The 17,205-nt window shown below is 70.3% G+C and carries 14 protein-coding genes and 1 tRNA gene; 8 read left to right on the forward strand and 7 right to left on the reverse strand.

The window, feature by feature from the left end:
* Positions 1–6 precede the first annotated feature (6 nt).
* The 7 genes from OHS17_RS17260 (at position 7) to OHS17_RS17290 (ending at position 12,807) form a co-directional block, all read left to right on the forward strand.
* The gene (locus OHS17_RS17260) at positions 7–6,834 is read left to right on the forward strand and encodes an amino acid adenylation domain-containing protein (RefSeq protein ID WP_330312894.1); all 6,828 of its coding nucleotides are present in this window, start codon (positions 7–9) and stop codon (positions 6,832–6,834) included.
* Positions 6,831–8,027: an MFS transporter gene (locus tag OHS17_RS17265; protein ID WP_330312895.1), complete on the forward strand. Its 1,197-nt coding sequence runs from the start codon at positions 6,831–6,833 to the stop codon at positions 8,025–8,027. Before OHS17_RS17260 ends, OHS17_RS17265 begins: the two co-directional genes overlap by 4 nt.
* The gene (locus OHS17_RS17270) at positions 8,024–9,046 is read left to right on the forward strand and encodes a GNAT family N-acetyltransferase (RefSeq protein ID WP_330312896.1); all 1,023 of its coding nucleotides are present in this window, start codon (positions 8,024–8,026) and stop codon (positions 9,044–9,046) included. Before OHS17_RS17265 ends, OHS17_RS17270 begins: the two co-directional genes overlap by 4 nt.
* Entirely contained in the window at positions 9,043–9,276 is a 234-nt protein-coding gene (locus tag OHS17_RS17275) for a phosphopantetheine-binding protein (RefSeq protein WP_330312897.1), read from the forward strand. Before OHS17_RS17270 ends, OHS17_RS17275 begins: the two co-directional genes overlap by 4 nt.
* 122 nt (positions 9,277–9,398) lie before the next feature.
* Positions 9,399–10,574 carry an ATP-grasp domain-containing protein gene (locus OHS17_RS17280; RefSeq protein WP_330312898.1) on the forward strand — a complete coding sequence of 392 codons (1,176 nt, stop codon included), beginning with the start codon at positions 9,399–9,401 and terminating at the stop codon, positions 10,572–10,574.
* A complete protein-coding gene (locus OHS17_RS17285) occupies positions 10,571–12,097 on the forward strand; it encodes an AMP-binding protein (protein ID WP_330312899.1) in 1,527 nt (508 codons plus the stop codon). The genes OHS17_RS17280 and OHS17_RS17285 overlap by 4 nt, the downstream gene beginning before the upstream one ends.
* A 53-nt stretch (positions 12,098–12,150) precedes the next feature.
* On the forward strand, positions 12,151–12,807 hold the full coding sequence (locus OHS17_RS17290; protein ID WP_330312900.1) for a thioesterase II family protein: 657 nt from the start codon (positions 12,151–12,153) through the stop codon (positions 12,805–12,807).
* Between the two features lie 74 nt (positions 12,808–12,881).
* Here the strand turns inward: OHS17_RS17290 and OHS17_RS17295 are convergent.
* The 4 genes from OHS17_RS17295 to OHS17_RS17310 all read right to left on the reverse strand — a co-directional run bounded on the left by OHS17_RS17295 (position 12,882) and on the right by OHS17_RS17310 (position 14,698).
* Positions 12,882–12,969, reverse strand: a tRNA-Ser gene (locus OHS17_RS17295).
* Between the two features lie 77 nt (positions 12,970–13,046).
* Positions 13,047–13,535, reverse strand: a complete 489-nt coding sequence (gene tadA, locus OHS17_RS17300) for a tRNA adenosine(34) deaminase TadA (RefSeq protein ID WP_443066137.1) — start codon at positions 13,533–13,535, stop codon at positions 13,047–13,049.
* 171 nt (positions 13,536–13,706) lie between these two features.
* A complete protein-coding gene (locus tag OHS17_RS17305; protein ID WP_330312901.1) occupies positions 13,707–14,261 on the reverse strand; it encodes a tRNA adenosine deaminase-associated protein in 555 nt (184 codons plus the stop codon).
* 191 nt (positions 14,262–14,452) lie between these two features.
* Positions 14,453–14,698 carry a hypothetical protein gene (locus OHS17_RS17310; protein ID WP_330312902.1) on the reverse strand — a complete coding sequence of 82 codons (246 nt, stop codon included), beginning with the start codon at positions 14,696–14,698 and terminating at the stop codon, positions 14,453–14,455.
* A 115-nt stretch (positions 14,699–14,813) separates the two neighbouring features.
* Here OHS17_RS17310 and upp point away from each other — a divergent pair, with 115 nt between their 5' ends.
* Positions 14,814–15,449 carry a uracil phosphoribosyltransferase gene (gene upp, locus OHS17_RS17315; protein ID WP_018101779.1) on the forward strand — a complete coding sequence of 212 codons (636 nt, stop codon included), beginning with the start codon at positions 14,814–14,816 and terminating at the stop codon, positions 15,447–15,449.
* Positions 15,450–15,485: 36 nt separating this feature from the next.
* Here the strand turns inward: upp and OHS17_RS17320 are convergent, their stop codons facing one another.
* The 3 genes from OHS17_RS17320 to OHS17_RS17330 all read right to left on the reverse strand — a co-directional run bounded on the left by OHS17_RS17320 (position 15,486) and on the right by OHS17_RS17330 (position 17,200).
* A complete protein-coding gene (locus tag OHS17_RS17320) occupies positions 15,486–16,082 on the reverse strand; it encodes a LytR C-terminal domain-containing protein (RefSeq protein ID WP_330315280.1) in 597 nt (198 codons plus the stop codon).
* Between the two features lie 131 nt (positions 16,083–16,213).
* Positions 16,214–16,510, reverse strand: a complete 297-nt coding sequence (locus OHS17_RS17325) for a type II toxin-antitoxin system VapB family antitoxin (protein WP_018101777.1) — start codon at positions 16,508–16,510, stop codon at positions 16,214–16,216.
* Between the two features lie 69 nt (positions 16,511–16,579).
* Positions 16,580–17,200 carry an HhH-GPD-type base excision DNA repair protein gene (locus OHS17_RS17330; protein ID WP_330312903.1) on the reverse strand — a complete coding sequence of 207 codons (621 nt, stop codon included), beginning with the start codon at positions 17,198–17,200 and terminating at the stop codon, positions 16,580–16,582.
* Positions 17,201–17,205: the final 5 nt, after the last annotated feature.

A 17,205-nucleotide genomic window follows, 5' to 3' on the forward strand; every position in this document is an offset into this window, starting at 1 on the left:
CAAGGCATGAACGAGCAGCACGCGCGGTGGATACGCAACCGAATGGCGATACCCAAGGCTCCACGGGACGGAGCCTTGCCGTTGTCGTCGGCGCAGCGGCAGCTGTGGCTGGTCGACCAGCTGCGGCCGGGCCGGACGGAGTACCTGGTGCCCACCGCGCTCCGCCTGCGCGGCCCGCTCGACCGGGAGGCGATGGAGGCGGCTCTCTCCGATCTGGTGGCGCGGCACGAGGTGCTTCGTACCCGCTATGTCCTGAGCGACGGAGAGCCCGCGCAGGTGGTCGACGAACCGTCACCGGTCCGCCTTCGGCTCGTCGAGTGCGAGGAGTCCGCTCTGCGCGCGGAGATCGACGAACTGACCTCGCGCCCGGTCGACCTGGAACGAGACCACCCGTGGCGTGCCGACCTGATCCGGCTCGCGGCCGACGACCATGTTTTCCTCCTCGCCGTCCACCACATCGCCTTCGACGGCGGCTCGCACGAAGTCTTGTTCGGGCAACTCGCCGATTCCTACGCGGCGTACGCCGAAGGCAGCACCCCGCCCCATGTGGAGCTTCCGGTGCAGTACGCCGACTTCGCGCAGTGGCAGGCCCGTCGGCTCGGCGGGGCGACCGAGGGAATGGCGCGCTGGAAGGAACGGCTCGACGGGCTGGGCCCGCTGCCGCTGTTGACCGACCACGCCCATCCGGCCGAGTGGGACGACACCGGCTCCAGCGTCGAGTTCGACGTACCGGCGGACCTGGTGGCGGGGGTTTCCAAGCTGGGCCGCGGCCACGGGGCCACACCCCTGATGACAGTGCTGACCGCACTGCACGCGCTTCTCGCCAGGATCACCGGTCATGACGACATCGCGGTCGGCGTGCCGGTCAACGGCCGGACACGTAGCGAACTCGAGGGCCTTGTCGGCTGCTTTGCCACGATGCTCGTCATACGGGCCGACCTTTCCGGCGACCCAGACTTCGCCACGCTGCTTCAGCAGGTGCGCAACACGACCGTCGACTGTTACGCGGACCAGGACATTCCGTTCGAGTGGCTGGTGCGCCAGTTGCGTCCGGTCCGTGACCCCGGGCGGCACCCCCTGTTCCAGGTCAGCCTGACCATCGAAGGCGAGGACGACGGGCCACAGCCCTTCGCCGGTCTGACGGTCGAGGAAGTACCGGTCGGCTGGGTCGCCGCGAAGTTCGACCTCACGGTCACGCTGCGGGAACGGGCGGACGGAGGCTGGACGGGCGACCTCACCTACCCGACCGCCGTGTTCACCCGCGAAACCGTGAGCCGCATCGCTGGGTTCCTCGTGCGTCTTCTGCGGGCGGTCGTGGCCGACAGCGCCATCCCCGTGGGGAGTCTCCCACTGGCCGAAGCGGAACCGGACATCGCGCCGCTCGCCCGTAGTCGGCCTGCCGCTCCCGAGGCTCGGGTCGCGGAGCTCATCGCCGGTGTGGACGACACGCGTGTGGCCGTGCGATTCGAGGGGCAGGACCACACCTACGGCCAACTGAACTCCCGCGCCAACCGGCTGGCGCATTTCTTGCTGGCGCAGGGCATCGGCCGCGGGGACCTCGTGGGCGTCCGCCTGCCACGCGGCTACGACCTCGTGGTGGCACTTTTGGCCGTACTCCGCTCAGGGGCGGCATACCTGCCGCTCGATCCGGAGCAGCCGGAGGCACGCACCGCGTTCATGGTGGCCGACGCCGGGGCGCGGCTGGTGCTCGAAGAGATCGATGACGACCTGCTTCAGGAACGAGCGGACACCCCACCCGCCGTGCCCGTACGACCACATGATTCGGCGTACGTGATCTACACCTCGGGATCGACCGGCAGGCCGAAGGGCGTGCTGGTCACCCACCACAACCTGAGTCGGCTGTTCACGGCTGCCGGGCAGGTGGTGCGGCTGCACCAGGACGATGTCTGGACCCTGTTCCACTCCTGCGCCTTCGACTTCTCGGTCTGGGAGCTGTGGGGTGCGCTGGTGCACGGCAGCACACTGGTCGTGGTGCCGGCCGAAATCTGCCGTTCGCCCCATGAGTTCGCACAGCTGCTCGTCGCCGAACGCGTCAGCGTACTCAGTCAGACGCCCTCCGCCTTCGCCGGACTGGTCCCGATGGAGTCCAGCCTGCGGGTCATCGTGTTCGGTGGAGAGAGCCTGGAGCCCGGCCTCCTCCGTCCTTGGTGGCGGGCACTGGGCGATCGCGCCCCCGAGATGATCAACATGTACGGCATCACCGAGACGACGGTTCACGTCACCGCGAGGCGGATGACCCCGGGGGACCGGCCGGGACGCAGCCCGATCGGCCCGGCCCTCGCCGACCTGCGCCTGTACGTCCTGGACGGTGCTCGGCGCCCCTGCCCGGTCGGTGTGCCGGGTGAGATCTACGTGGGTGGGGAGGGCGTGGCCCTCGGCTACCTGAACCGTCCCGAGCTCACGCCCCTGCGCTTCCTGCCCGACCCGTTCGCGGAGGCCGAGGGCGCACGGATGTACCGCAGCGGAGACCTCGCGCGCCGCCTGCCGGACGGCGACGTGGAGTACCTCGGCCGGTGCGACCAGCAGGTGAAGATCCGCGGACACCGTGTCGAGACGGGCGAGATCGAGAGCGCGCTGGTGGCGCACCCGGACGTCACGGGCGCAGTGGTCACAGTGGCGGGAGACAGGCTCGTCGCCTACGCCGTCACGCAGGCCGAGCCGGCCGTACTGCGGGCCCACCTCAAGAACGTGCTACCCCGGTACATGATGCCGAGCGTCGTCACGCCGTTGGCCCGGCTTCCTCTCACGGTGAACGGCAAGGTCGACCGCAGCGCCCTGCCGGTCCCGCGCATGGCGCAGGAGGCGGAGTTCGTCGCGCCGCGCTCCACGGTGGAGGCGGCCGTCGCCTCGGCGTACGCGGAAGTGCTGGAGGTTCCCCGAGCGGGGGCGCACGCCAACTTCTTCGGGCTCGGTGGAGACTCGATCAGGGCGGTGCGCGTGGTCGGCCTGCTGCGTGCGGCCGGCATCGACGTCACCGTCACCGATCTGTACGGCAACCAGACCGTGGCTGAACTCGCGGAGAGGGCCGGCGGCACGATCACCGACGAGCCCCTCGTCGCGCCGTTCGCGCTGCTCGGTCCGGGGGAGCGGGGGCTGCTGCCCGACGGACTGGTCGACGCCTACCCCCTGTCCCAGACCCAGGCGGGCATGCTGTACGAGTTCCTCAACGACGACGTGCGCCGCTACCACAACGTGACCCGGTACCCGGTCCGCGACGATGGAGATTTCTCCGAGGCCCGACTGCGTACGGCGGCTTCCCTCGCCGTGGCCCGCCACGAGGTCCTGCGCACGTCGCTCGACGTGAACACCTGCGCCGAGCCCGTCCAGTTGGTGCATCCGGCCGCCGACATCGACGTGCGCTGCACGGACCTGCGCTCGTTGTCCGGTGCCGACCGGGAGAAGGCGGTGGCCGGCGTTCTGGAGAGGGAGCGGGCCGAGGGCTTCGACCTGTCGGCGGCCCCGCTGCTGCGGCTGCACGCGATTCGAACGGGCGACCGGCGCTGGGAGCTGTGCCTGGTGGAGTTCCATCTCATCCTGGACGGCTGGAGCCACAATTCGCTCGTGACGGAGCTCCTTCGGGACTACATGACCCTTCAGGCCAGGGGCGAGCCGGCGGAGACGCGGGTCCCGGCGGTCCGTTTCGCCGACTTCGTGGCTTCCGAACGACGCAGCGCCGATCCGGACGGCCCGGACCGCCAGTTCTGGCGGGACCGGCTCGCCGAGGCGGAGCCGGCTGCCCTGCCGCAGACCTTCCGGGGTGAACCGGACGGGACGGACTACGAGGTACGCGTGCCGCTCGAACCGGTGGAACGCGGGCTCCTCGAACTGGCCGGGCGCGCCCAGGCACCGCTCAAGTCCGTGCTGCTCGCTGCCCACCTGCGGGTACTCGCCCTGGTATCGGGCCAGACCGGCTTCTATGCGGGCCTGGTATCGAACGGCAGGCCGGAAGTCGTCGGCGGTGACCAGGTGCGTGGCATGTTCCTCAACCTGATCCCGGTGACCTGCCCACCGGTGACCGGCTCCTGGCGGGAGTTCGTGCGTGCGGTCTTCGCCGAGGAGATCGCGGTGCATCCGCATCGCCGGTACCCGATGGCGGCGCTCGGGGCGGACCTCGGGGTGGGCGGGAGCCTGCTCGGCATCGCGTTCAACTACCTGAACTTCCATGTGCTGGACGACGAGATCGTCGACGCCGAGGACATCGTGGACCTGAGCCCGAACGAGTTCGGCCTCGCGGTCTCGACCGAGCCGGGCAGCCTGGTGCTGACCGCTCGTCCCGAACGTGTCGCGCCCGAGTACGGACGGCTGCTGGGGCGCCTCTTCGGGCAGGTGCTCGCAGCGATGGCGTCCGATCCGGACGGCGCGGTTACGGACTGCCTGCTGCCACCCGCTGACCTGCGCCGAGCCCTGGCCGCAGCGCAGGACACGGTCGTCGCGCCCCAGGAACGCCATCTCCTCGCGGTGATCGAGGACTGGGTGCGGCGTACGCCGGACGCGGTCGCCGTCGAGCACAACGGCGTGGACGTCACTTACCGCGCGCTGTGGGACCGGACGCGGCGGTTCGCCCGTCACCTGACAGCGTCCGGCGTCCGGCCTGGCGCCGTCGTCGGCATCAGCAGGTGTATGGATGCGGACCTGGTGGCGGCGATCCTCGGCGTGCACATGGTGGGCGCCGCCTTCCTGATCGTTGACCCGGAGCAGCCATCCGCCCGGACGGCGCCCATGCTGGCGCATACCGATCACGTTCTCTCTGACGGTACGGAACTGCGCGACGGCCCGGACGCCGAGGTCCGGCTGGATCTGGATGCCGCCGCCTACCTGATCTACACCTCGGGCTCCACCGGTGTACCGAAAGCGGTCATCGTCGGGCACCGCGGTGTCGCCAACATGATCGGCCCGCACTCCGAGATGCTGGACATCGGCCCCGGCGCCAGGGTCGCCCAGCTCGCACCAGCTGTGTTCGACATGGCCCTGTTCGAAATGTTCCAGGCCCTCGTCCACGGAGCCACCCTCTGCATGTTCGACCCCGGTGACCGGGTGCCCGGGGACCCCATGAGGGAGAGCCTGCGGCGTACACGGATCACGCACCTCGTGATCGTCCCGTCCGCTCTCGCCACGCTCCAGCCGGCCGGCTTGCCCGACCTGCGGGTGGTCGCCGTAGCGGGCGAAGAGTGTCCTGAGGCCCTTGCCGACGAGTGGGCCGGTCTCGTGAAGATGCTCAACCTGTACGGACCGACCGAGTACACGATCATGGCGACGGGCGTGCCGCTGCTCCCCGGGGGAGGCAAACCGAGTATTGGGAGGGGCATCACCAACACGCGGTGCCATGTGCTGGACCGCCGTCTCCAGCCGGTGCCGGTCGGGGTGCCTGGTGAGCTGTGCCTCGCCGGTCCCGGCGTGGCCCATGGCTACCTCGGACAGCCCCTGGCCACGGCTGCGGCGTTCGTGCCCGACCCCTTCGGCCCGGCTGGCAGCCGGATGTACCGCACCGGCGACCGGGCGGTCCGCCGGAGTGATGGCGAGATCGAGTACCTGGGCCGGCTCGACCGCCAGGTCAAGGTGCGAGGTCACCGGGTGGAACTGGGCGAGATCGAAGCCGTACTGCACCGGCATCCCGACGTCAGGCAGGCCGTCGCCGCCGTCCACGACCAGAGCCTGGTCGCGTACGTGGTGGGGAAGGACAACGACCTCACCGGGTTCCTGCGCGAAAGGCTGCCCGACTACATGGTTCCCAGCCATGTCGTCACGCTGCCCGAACTGCCGCGCTCCGTGAGCGGCAAGCTGGACCGTGCCGCTCTGCCCCGGCCGCTGGCTGGCCGCGCCGTGGGCGATGCGCCGTCCACGGCGGCGGAGCACCGGATCGCACGGGTGTGGAGGGAGGCCTTGGGGCTCCCGGACATCGGCGTCGACGAGGAGTTCCACCACCTCGGGGGCCACTCACTGACCGCCGTTCGGATCGCGGGCAAGCTGGGGGTGTCCGTACGTGACGTGCGTAGCCACACCACGATCCGCGCTCTGGCCACCGTGCTGGAGGGCCGCCGGAACTCGACCGGCGGCGTGTTCCCGGACCAGGCGTTGGTGTGGTTTCGCAAGGAGGGCACGAAGGTCCCGCTGCTCTGCGTGCACCCCGGAGGGGGCAGCGCGCACTGGTACCGGAATCTGACAGCCCGACTGCCCGACGACCAGCCGGTCGCCGCGTTCCAGTACCCCGGCTCGGGAGGCGTGACGGACCTGGCCGCCCGCTACCTCGCGGAGTTCCACGCGGTGCACCCCGATTCCGGAGCCCGCGTCCTGGGCTGGTGCGGCGGCGCGCCGATCGCCTGGGAGATGGCCGCGATGCTGCACCGCGCCGGCAGGGACGTCGAACTGACGCTGCTGGACCCGATCGCGGATGGTTCCGACGCGTCCGCCGAGCTGATCGCCTTCCGCCGCTGCGAGGAGCTGCTGGAGGCCGGGGATCAGCGCGCGGCCGCCGCACTCGCGGACCTGGTGGAACAGGAACTGCCGTCGCCGGAGGAACTGGACACGGCGAGCTGGCTCGCACATGTGCGGGGCTGGCGGAGCCTGCTTGAGGCAGTCTTCGGCTACCGGTACCGGGCGCCGGACTGGCCGGTCAACCTGGTGCTGGGCGACGAGTCGGCGGAAGGCGACCACACCGTCGTCCAGGGGCTCACCCCTGACCGGTATCGCGGGTCCTGGACGGAGTTGTGCGGCGGCCGGCTGAACGTGCACCGAATGGCCGGGGACCACCTCGGCGTTCTGGAACCCGAGCACGTCGGTGTGCTGGCTGCGATCCTGGACGGCCCTCGCCGATGAACCGCGACTTCCGTTTGTTGTGGACCGGATCCGCTCTTTCGGCGTTGGGCGGTACGGCCTCGTCATTCGCGTACACCTTGCTTGTGCTGGCGCTGACCGGCTCCCCGAGCGACGCGGGCCTGGTCGGCTTCGCGGCAGCCCTCCCGCATGCGCTCTGCACGCTGCCTGCGGGGCTGGTCGTGGACCGGGTGGACCGACGCCGGCTGATGATGTTGTGCGACATCGGCCGGGCGCTCGCACTCGTCACCGTACTGGTCGGCCTGGCCCTCGACGTGGTGCCGATCTGGCAGCTCGTGCTGGTCGCCTTCGTCGAGGGCACGCTGACCGTACACGCGGACCTCGCTGAGCAGGCGGCGTTGAGCAACCTCGTCCCCGAGGATGACCTGGCCGTGGCGATGTCACGCTTCGTCGCCCGTGACCGTGCGGCCTACCTGGTGGGCCAGCCGCTCGGCGGCGTGCTCTTTGCCATCGGCAGGTGGGTGCCGTTCCTCTTCGATCTCCTCTCCTACCTGGTGTCGTTCGGGACTCTGCTGGGCATTCGCGGTTCGTTCCAGCAGGACGAGCCGCGGCGGCGCCAACGGTGGACGGCGGAGCTCCGTGAGGGCGCGGCGTGGCTGTGGCGTCGACCGTTCCTGCGCACCACGGCCCTGCTGATCGCGGGGAGCAACATCGCCTTCCAGGCCCTGACGCTGGTCGTTGTGGTCCTGCTTCAGGGGCTCGGCCACTCATCGGTCACGATCGGCCTCGTGCTCGGCTGCGCCGGGGCCGGTGGCACCGTGGGATCGCTCATCGCCTCGTGGGTGAACGAGCGCCTGCGGCTGGCGCATGTGGTGATGGCGGTCAGCTGGGTCTGGGCCTCCCTGGTCGTGGTGCTCACGCTGTCCACTGAGCTTGTCGTGCTCGGTCCCGCGATCGTGGTCATCGCGTTCGTCGGACCGATCTGGATCGTCGGGGTCGAAGTGCATCGGTTGCGCAGCACCCCGGACCACCTTCAGGGCCGGGTGGGCTCGGTGTTCGCACTCGTGTCGTTCGGCCCGGTGCCGCTCGGCTCACTGATCGCGGGCTTCCTCCTGGAGGAGCGCGGAGCGCCGACCGCGCTGGTCTTTCTGGCTGTCGGCCTGGTCCTTCTGGCGATCACCGCCACCGTGGCCCCGTCCGTACGAGAGAAGGAGCGGATCGAGGTGCAGGCATGAAGCTGTACGTAGTGGACGCGAGCCGTCTTCCCGCGGCGTTCCTCGGTACCGACTGGGAAATCGGTGCGGTGGCCCTGGCCCCCGGAAAGGTGCACGCCCGCCGCAGCGACCCGCGCTGGGAGCAGGGGTACGTGCTGGCGACGGTCGGGGACACCCCGGTGGGATTCCTGTCGACGCACCGCAGCAGGGTGCCTGACCTGCCCGATCCCGACTACGCCCTGAAAGCGGCGGACGAACATCTGCTGCTCGGGGGCCGGCACGACCTGGTCGCGGGTGCCGTCGTCGCGCGCGGCTGTGAGCGCGGGCAGGCAGCCGAAATCCGCCGACAGCTGGTGCGGGCGGGTGTCGAACACGCCGCGGCGCACGGGTTGAGGGCGGCGGCCCTGTATGTGCGCGACGATCAGGCAGAGGCGTTCCGGGCCGGATTCCCCTCCTCGGCCGAGGTTCGCCCGGTCTCGCGGATGTCGGTACTGGACATCGACTTCGATACGCAGGAGGGCTACCTGGCCCGTCTCTCCGGCCGCAAGAGGTCGGTCGTCCGCCGCGACTGGCGTGACCGCGAGGCTGCCGGTCTGCGCACCGAAGAAGTGCCAGCTCTCGACGCGATCCCCGCCGCCGCCCCCCTGGTGACCCGGCTCAAGCGCCGCTACGGCATACCCGACCACGAACGGCTAGCGGCGTTCCGCCTGACCGAGTGGGCCAGTGGCACCGAGGCCGAGTTCGTCGCGTTCCTCACTCGTGATGCCGAGGGCGGCCTGATCGCCGCCGGATTCGGCTGCCGCCACGGCGACACCCTGGAGATGTACGAGGTCGGCCTGGACGACTCGTCGGAGCACAGGCGCCTCGGATGGGCCGAGACGCTGTTCTACGCACCACTGCGCCACGCGCTCCGCAGAGGCTGCCGCCGAATTCAACTCGGCCTGGAATCGGAACAGGCCAAGATCATGCGGGGAGCCGAAGCCTCCGACGTCTGGCACCTGATCACCACTCAAGAGAACTCCGCGGAGGCACAACAATGACTACGACCGGCAACCCCACGGAAACGATCAGCAGAATCTGGTGCGAGGTGCTGCGCCTGGACCGATGCGGGCCGGACGACGACTTCTTCGCGCTAGGTGGCAACTCGTTGAGCGCTGTGCAGCTGATCGACCGGGTCGAGGCGGCCCTGTCGATCACCTTCCCTATGAGCGCGCTGTTTCTCGACGGTCGGCTGTCCGCGGTGACCGAAGCATGCCTGAAGGACGCCTGATGCCCGCCTACCCGGAGAGGGAGACGGACGGGGCGCTGCCAAGGGTGGGCGTGCTGCACGGGCCTCAGGCATCCGCCACGAGCAGAGACCTTCTGCGTGCCGCCACGGGCTGGTGCACCCCCGTGCTGCTCTTCCGCGCCGACACGGCGCACAGGCATCCGCGGCTTGTCGCGGCGGCGGGCAGCCTCATGGAGACCGCCATGCTCGACCCGGCCGACCCGGTCGCGTCCGCTCGCACGCTGGGGCTGCGGGGATGCACGACTTTCCTGGACAGCGAATTGGACACCTGCGACCTGCTGTTGGCGGGGCTCGGGCTGCCTGGGGCCGCTTCGGCCGAGAGGCCCTGGGACAAGCTGGTGCAACGCAAGGCGTTCGGCTCGGTCGCCGGGGCGGTCGACGCCCCGGGCGATCTACGCGCGGCGGTCGCCACACTGGGGTTGCCCGGCCTGCTGAAGCCCCGCCGGGGCGTGGCCGGCGCGGGCATCGGTCTGCTGCGCGAACAGGACGATGTGGACGCCGAATACGCCTCCCGGGAGCAGTGGGCGCGGCTGACCTATGAGAGATTCATCCCGAACGGATCGCATCCGTCCGGGGTGCCGTGGCTAGCGGACTATGTTTCCGTGGACACCGTGTCAGTCGCCGACGCGCGCCACCACGTCGCGGTTGTCGACAAGTTGCCGCTCCACATCTGCCAGGGCATCACGGAGACGGGCGACGTCTACCCGTCTCGACTGCAGGCCGCGGACCGGGCCCGTGTACTCGCTGCCACGGACCGGGCGCTGGCCGCACTCGGCGTCCGCGACCGGTTGACGCACACCGAGTTGCGGGTGACGCCGCAGGACGTCGAGGTCATCGAGGTAAACGGCCGGCTGGGCGGTGAAGTGCACCGGCTGGTGAGGCAGCTTGGCGGCCCGGACCTGGCGGCGTGCGCGCTCACGGTGGCGCTCGGCAGGGCTCCCGAGGTGGCGGCCGGGCCGGGAGAGGGCTACCGGTGCACGCTGTACGTGCCTTTCCCCGTCCGGACGGGCCTGGTCCGTTCGGACGTGCGGACAGCTGAACTGGTGGGGATCCCCGGTGTCGTCTCTGTGGACGAGATCGCACGGCAGGGTGACCCGAGGGCGGCCATCGAGGGGCTGACCTGCCGACTTCTCCTCGCGGCCGACTCGGCCGAGGGCCTGGACAAGATCGTGTCCGGGGCCGTCTCGGCAGTTGCGGCGCTGTTCGCCGCCGACGACGTGTCCAACGGCCACTGGGTCACCACGATGCTCTCGGCGATCGAACGGGGAGGGTCCGCATGACTGAGTTCGAGAGCGCGGTGCACCGTGTCGAGCGGATCGCCGGGACTTTTCCGGAACACGTCGCGCTGGAGGCCGGGGGCAGGCGCCTGACGTACCGCGCCCTGTGGCGCCTCGCGGGTGCGATCGCCTGCTCGATCCGGGAGAGGCACGGCCGGGTGCTGCGTGTGGGGCTGTGCGCCTCACGCTCCATCACCGCATACGCGGGCTATCTGGCGATCCTGCGGCTCGGGGCGACCGTCGTGCCGATGAACCCCGTGTTCCCCGCCGCCCGAAACGTCACCATCGCGGTCGAGGGCGAGGTGGACGTGGTTTTGGTGGACGCGGAGGGCGAAGCGCTCACCGAGGTGCTGCACGCAGCGGGGAAGCCGGTGCTCGTCGCCCCGGAGGACGGTGCAGAGGACTTCCAGGGGGCCACCGCTGAGCCGGACGAGTTCGCGTACGTGCTGTTCACGTCCGGTTCGACCGGCAAACCAAAGGGGGTGCCGGTGAGCCACAGGAGCGTCGCTTCCTACCTCGATCACATCGGTGACCGGTACGAACTCGGGCCTGGCTGCCGGCTGTCGCAGACATTCGACCTCACCTTCGATCCTTCCGTGTTCGACCTGTTCGCCACCTGGACGTCCGGCGCGACCCTGGTCGTTCCGACCGCCCGTGATCTGCTGACGCCGACGCTCTATGTGGCGCGCGAGGAGATCACGCACTGGTACTCGGTGCCCTCGGCGGTGTCGTTCGCCCAGCGGGTTCGCGCGCTGGAGCCCGGTGCCATGCCGTCCTTGCGGTACAGCGTGTTCATCGGGGAGCCCTTCACCCACGAGCAGGCGAGGGCGTGGGCGGAGGCCGCGCCCGACAGCGTCATCGAGAACGTGTATGGGCCGACCGAACTGACCGTGAGCTGCACCGAGTACCGTCTGCCGCGGTCGCCGACGCAATGGCGTCGAACACGCAACGGGACGGTGCCGATCGGTTCGGTGTACCCGGCCCTGGAACATGTGCTGCTCGACGAGGACGGCCGGCCCGCCGATGAAGGCGAACTATGTGTCCGAGGACCACAGCGGTTCCCCGGATACCTGGACGCCACGCACAACGAGGGCCGCTTTCTCACCTTCGACGGCGTCCGGGCGGAGCTGTACGAAGGACCGGGCCCGCTCACCGAAGAGCACTGGTACCGCACCGGCGACCGGATACGGCGCGCCGACTCCGGCCTGATACATCTGGGCAGGCTGGACCGTCAGGTGAAGCTGCGCGGCTACCGCGTTGAACTCGGCGAGATCGAGGGAGCCCTGCGTACCGTGCCGGCCGTTGCCGATGCTGCGGTGCTGGTCCGGGACCGACGGCTGTACGCCTTCCACACAGGCGAACCGATCGACGGGCAGGCGCTCCGCAGAGCGATCGGGCACCGGCTGCCCGCCTACATGCTGCCCGACGAGACGCACTGGGTCGAGGCACTGCCGTTGAGCGCCAACGGCAAGGTCGACTACGCGGCGCTCCGAGTCCTGGAGGGATCAACCCTGTGCGTTTCCTGACCAAGGGAAGTTTCGTGCACTGGCCGGGAGGCGCTGAGCACGGAGCGGTGACCGTGGCCTGTTTTGGATGGGCGGGTGCGGGCGCGGGTCAGTTCCGCCAGTGGCGGTCCTGGCTGCCCGACGAGGTCGACCTGATGGCGGCTCGTCTGCCCGGCCGGGAGGACCGGCTCCGCGAGCATTCCTACAGCGCCATGGAGCCCCTCGTGCACGCCCTCGCCGACGACTTCGAGGCGAGGACCGACTTTGTGTTCTTCGGACACTGCATGGGAGCCGTAGTCGCCTACGAGCTGGCCCACGCACTGCGCCGCCGCGGTGAGCGGCTGCCGGCCGCGCTGTTCGTCAGCTCGGCAGCCCCCGGGCGCGTCGCCGCCGACCCACCGGGCACGGACATCCGGGCGGAGCTGCGGGGCGTGGGCATGGTGCCGGAAGAGGTTCTTGACGATCCGGTGCTGTTCGAGATGCTGCGCCCGGCCGTGGCGGCGGACTTCGGCGTGGTCGCCGGCTACCGGCACGTACGGCGCGAGGCACTTCCCATACCCGTGGTTGCTTTCCGTGCGCAAGACGACGACACCGACATGGCGGGCTGGGCCGCCGAAACGGCCGCCGGGTTCGAGGCGGCCGTGCTGCCCGGCACGAACCTCTTTCCGATCGGCACATGGCAGGGCCTGGCGAGCGCGGTGGCCGAGCGCGGCATGGCCGCCGTGCCGTAACCGCCGACTGACCCGGCGCGGGCACACGCAAAACCGCCCTCGATCCGTTCACACGGTTCGGGGGCGGTTCTCGCTGGCGGTAGCGGAGGGATTTGAACCCTCGGTGAGTTTCCCCACACTCGCTTTCGAGGCGAGCTCCTTCGGCCGCTCGGACACGCTACCGAGAGAGAGCTTAGACCATGTTGGCCGTACGCCGAAATCCGTTACGGGACCACGCCGCGCACCCCGGCCCGGCCAGGTCAGCGGTCCCGGAAGAAGGCCGTCAGCGGGGCCGCGCACTCGGCTTCCAGGACCCCGGCGACCACCTCGGGGCGGTGGTTGAGGCGGCGGTCGCGTACGACGTCCCAGAGCGAGCCGGCGGCACCGGCCTTCTCGTCCCGGGCGCCGTAGACCACCCGGTCCACCCGGGCCTGCACCAGGGCGCCCGCGCACATCGTGCAGGGCTCCAGGGTGACCACCAGGGTGCAGCCGGACAGGCGCCACTCACCGAGCGCGGCGGCGGCCCGGCGCAGCGCCAGGACCTCGGCGTGCGCGGTCGGGTCGCCGGTCGCCTCGCGCTCGTTGTGCCCGGTGGCCAGCGGCGCGCCGTCCGGGCCGAGGACGACGGCGCCGACCGGTACGTCACCGGTCGCCGCCGCACGGTCGGCCTCGGCCAGGGCGCGGCGCATCACCGCCCGCCACGGGTCCCGTACGGGATCGGGCAGGTCCGGGTGGGGTGCATCGGTCACCCGCGGACCCTAGGGCCTTTCCTTTGGATCATGCCGGGCTCGCGGGCTGTGGCACCGCGCCTCGCGGCGTTGTCGTCAATCACCAACGCTCCGCGTTGCCTCAATCCTCCGCCTTGCGATGCACGGCACCACAGCCCGCTCCCTGATCCGGCCTGATCCAAAGGAAAGACCCTAGCGGACGGTTTCCAGCACCTCGGCCGCCCCCAGCGCGTCCGCGATCTCCGCCAGGGCGTCCGTCCGCAGCATCAGCAGCTCGGCCTCGGGGAGCCCGAGGTCGGACAGGACCCCGGAGTCGCCGATCGGGCCGGCCGGGACGACGCCCGCGGAGGGCCCCTCGTCGTCCTCGTCATTGTCGTTGGTGGCGGTGGTCTCGGGCTCGCCGTCCTCGGTGCCGTCGAGGCCGACGAGCTCCTCCAGGGCGGCGATCGTGTCCTCGGCGCCTGGTTCGCGGCCGAGCAGTTCGTCGGTGAGCAGGATCTCCCCGTACGAGGAGCGGGCGGCGGCGGAGGCGTCCGAGACGTAGATCCGGGGGTCCTCCTCACCGTCCACCCGGACGACGCCGAACCAGGCGTCCTCCTGCTCGATGAATACGAGCACCGTGTCCTCGTCAACCGAGGCGTCACGGGCCAGATCCGTCAGGTCGGACAGGGTCTCCACATCGTCGAGCTCCGTGTCGCTCGCTTCCCACCCGTCTTCGGTGCGCGCGAGCAGTGCGGCGAAGTACACCGTGACTCTCCCACTGGTCTCGGGGCCAAGGGCCGGTCCGGGCGGGGAACAGTCGGTGCTCCGGCTGCCCTGCGTCCCGCCCATTCGGCATCGTGACAGAAACCGGCGCTTCGCGAGAGCAGTTCGGCGGTTGAGTCGGCCATCAGTTCTCTCCACCACCGTCACCAGCGGCTTTTCCGCAGGCCGGGGGGCTACCAGCGGAACGTACGCATCCGCATGGCCTGGCGCATTCGGGCGGCTTTGACCCGCCGCGGCTGCACCCGGTCGCGCAGCGCCTTCGCCTCGTGGAGCTCGCGGAGGAACTGGGCGCGCCGACGGCGGCGCTGTGCGTCGGTCTCGGCCGTGTCGGGGGAGTCCGGTGCGTCGGGGGTGTCAGGTGTGCTCCGGGGAGTCCGCGCGTTCCTGGGGTCCTCGGCGCTCTGTGCCCCGTCGGCCATCGGCTCTTCACCCCCAAGCTGGCTGCGTCGCTGGGTCCGTATGCCACCACCTTCCCCCCGAACGTGTGGATGATGCCAGCGCACGGGTGCGGGAGGCGCGGCTACGCTGGGAGTCATGCGGATCCACGTCGTCGACCACCCGCTGGTCGCGCACAAACTCACCACCCTGCGCGACAAGCGCACCGACTCCCCGACCTTCCGGCGCCTCGCCGACGAGCTGGTGACCCTGCTCGCGTACGAGGCCACCCGCGATGTGCGCACCGAACAGGTCGACATCGAGACCCCGGTGACACCCACCACCGGAGTGAAGCTGTCGTACCCCCGCCCCCTGGTCGTCCCGATCCTGCGGGCCGGTCTCGGCATGCTGGACGGCATGGTCCGGCTGCTGCCGACCGCCGAGGTGGGCTTCCTGGGCATGATCCGCGACGAGGAGACGCTGAAGGCGTCCACGTACGCGAGCCGGATGCCCGACGACCTCTCGGGCCGCCAGGTCTACGTCCTGGACCCGATGCTGGCCACGGGAGGCACGCTCGTCGCGGCCATCCAGGAGCTGATCAGGCGCGGCGCGGACGACGTCACCGCGGTCGTGCTCCTCGCCGCCCCGGAGGGCGTCGAGGTCATGGAGCGCGAGCTCGCCGGGACGCCGGTCACCGTGGTCACCGCCTCGGTCGACGAGCGGCTCAACGAGAACGGCTACATCGTGCCGGGCCTCGGTGACGCGGGCGACCGCATGTACGGCACCGTCGACTAGGCACTCCTGCGCGAACGCCCCCGCCCGGCGCCGTCCTCAGCAGGAGGAGGGCGCCGGGGCGGGCTTCGTCAGCGCGGACAGCGCGGCGGCGGCCGTCTGCGGCTTGCTGAACGCGGTGAACTTCTTGCCGATGATCAGATCGACCGCCCCGTTCTTGCGGGCGTCGGTCTTCGTCGTGGCCCCGGGCAGCTGGGCGCCCAGCACCGGGAACGTGCCGTCGTTGGCGGCCGGGGCGCCGAGCAGGATGCCCGTACCCGGCACCTTCTTGTCGTACGCGGCGGGCGCGTTCCCCACCTCGCCGATCTTGAACCCGCGCTTCTTCAGCTCGTCGGCGGCCGCCTTGGCGAGACCGCCGCGCGTGGTCGCGTTGTAGACGTTGACCGTGATCTTCGCGGGCTGCGGCAGCACCTTGGCGGGTTTCGACGCCTCCGGGGACGGGCAGCGCTCGTTCCGGTCGGCGGCACTGGCCGTCTTGTCGCCGCCTGTGAAGACATCGATGAGCTGCAAGGTGCCCCATCCGGCCAGCCCGAGGGCGACCACGGAGGCGAGGGTCGCGAGGACCACTTTGCTGCGGCGGCGGGGGCGTCGCATGCGGGGGTACTTGTCACCCGTGATGCGGTACTTTCCGCCCATGCCGGGGGGAGTGAGCATGCTCATGGGCGCAGCGTAGTGCGACCCGGTGATGATGCCTACTAAATGATCAATGGATCGCACCCGTCCGGGTGGGAAAACACCCGAACGAACCCCGTACGGGCTCCGAGGCGTCAGCCGAGTTCGAGCACGCGGGCGTGCAGCACCTGGCGCTGCTGGAGCGCGGCACGGACCGCGCGGTGCAGCCCGTCCTCCAGGTAGAGGTCGCCCTGCCACTTCACGACGTGCGCGAAGAGGTCGCCGTAGAAGGTGGAGTCCTCGGCGAGCAGGGTTTCGAGGTCCAGCTGTCCCTTGGTGGTCACGAGCTGGTCGAGGCGGACCGGGCGCGGCGCGACATCCGCCCACTGCCGGGTGCTTTCCCGGCCGTGGTCGGGATAAGGCTTCCCATTTCCGATGCGCTTGAAGATCACACGGAAAGCCTACCGGTCAGGAGCCACCGGGCGCAGCCACGATTGCCACCACGCCGCGTACAAGAAGGCTCACTTGCCCTTCGCCGCGGCTTTCGCGGCCTTCGCCGCCTGCTTGGCCTCCTGCTTGAACGCGCGCACCTCGGCCAGCGACTCGGGCCCGGTGATGTCCGCGACGGACCGGCGCGAGCCCTCCTCCCCGTACGGCCCCGCCGCCTCGCGCCAGCCCGGCGGCCGGACCCCGAACTGCTTGCCGAGGAGCGCGAGGAAGATCTGCGCCTTCTGCGTACCGAACCCGGGCAGGGCGTTGAGCCGCCGGCGCAGCTCCGCCCCGGTCGCGGCATCGGTCCATACGGCGGCCGCCTCACCGTCGTACTGCGCCACCAGGAACTGGCACAGCTGCTGCACCCGCTTCGCCATCGAGCCCGGATAGCGGTGCAGCGCGGGTTTGGCGGTGAACAGTCCGGTGAACGCCTCCGGGTCGTACGAGGCGATCTCATGGGCGTCCAGATCGTCCTTGCCCATGCGCTGCGCCAGGGCGTGCGGGCCCGCGAAGGCCCACTCCATCGGCACCTGCTGGTCGAGCAGCATGCCCACCAGGGCGGCGAGCGGACTGCGTGCGAGAAGCTCGTCCGCCGCCGGCTCCTGGGCGATCCGGAGGGTGATGTCTCGGCCATCGTCGCTCTTGGTCATGGGCG

The organism is Streptomyces sp. NBC_00523, assembly GCF_036346615.1.
Classification (GTDB): Bacteria; Actinomycetota; Actinomycetes; order Streptomycetales; family Streptomycetaceae; genus Streptomyces.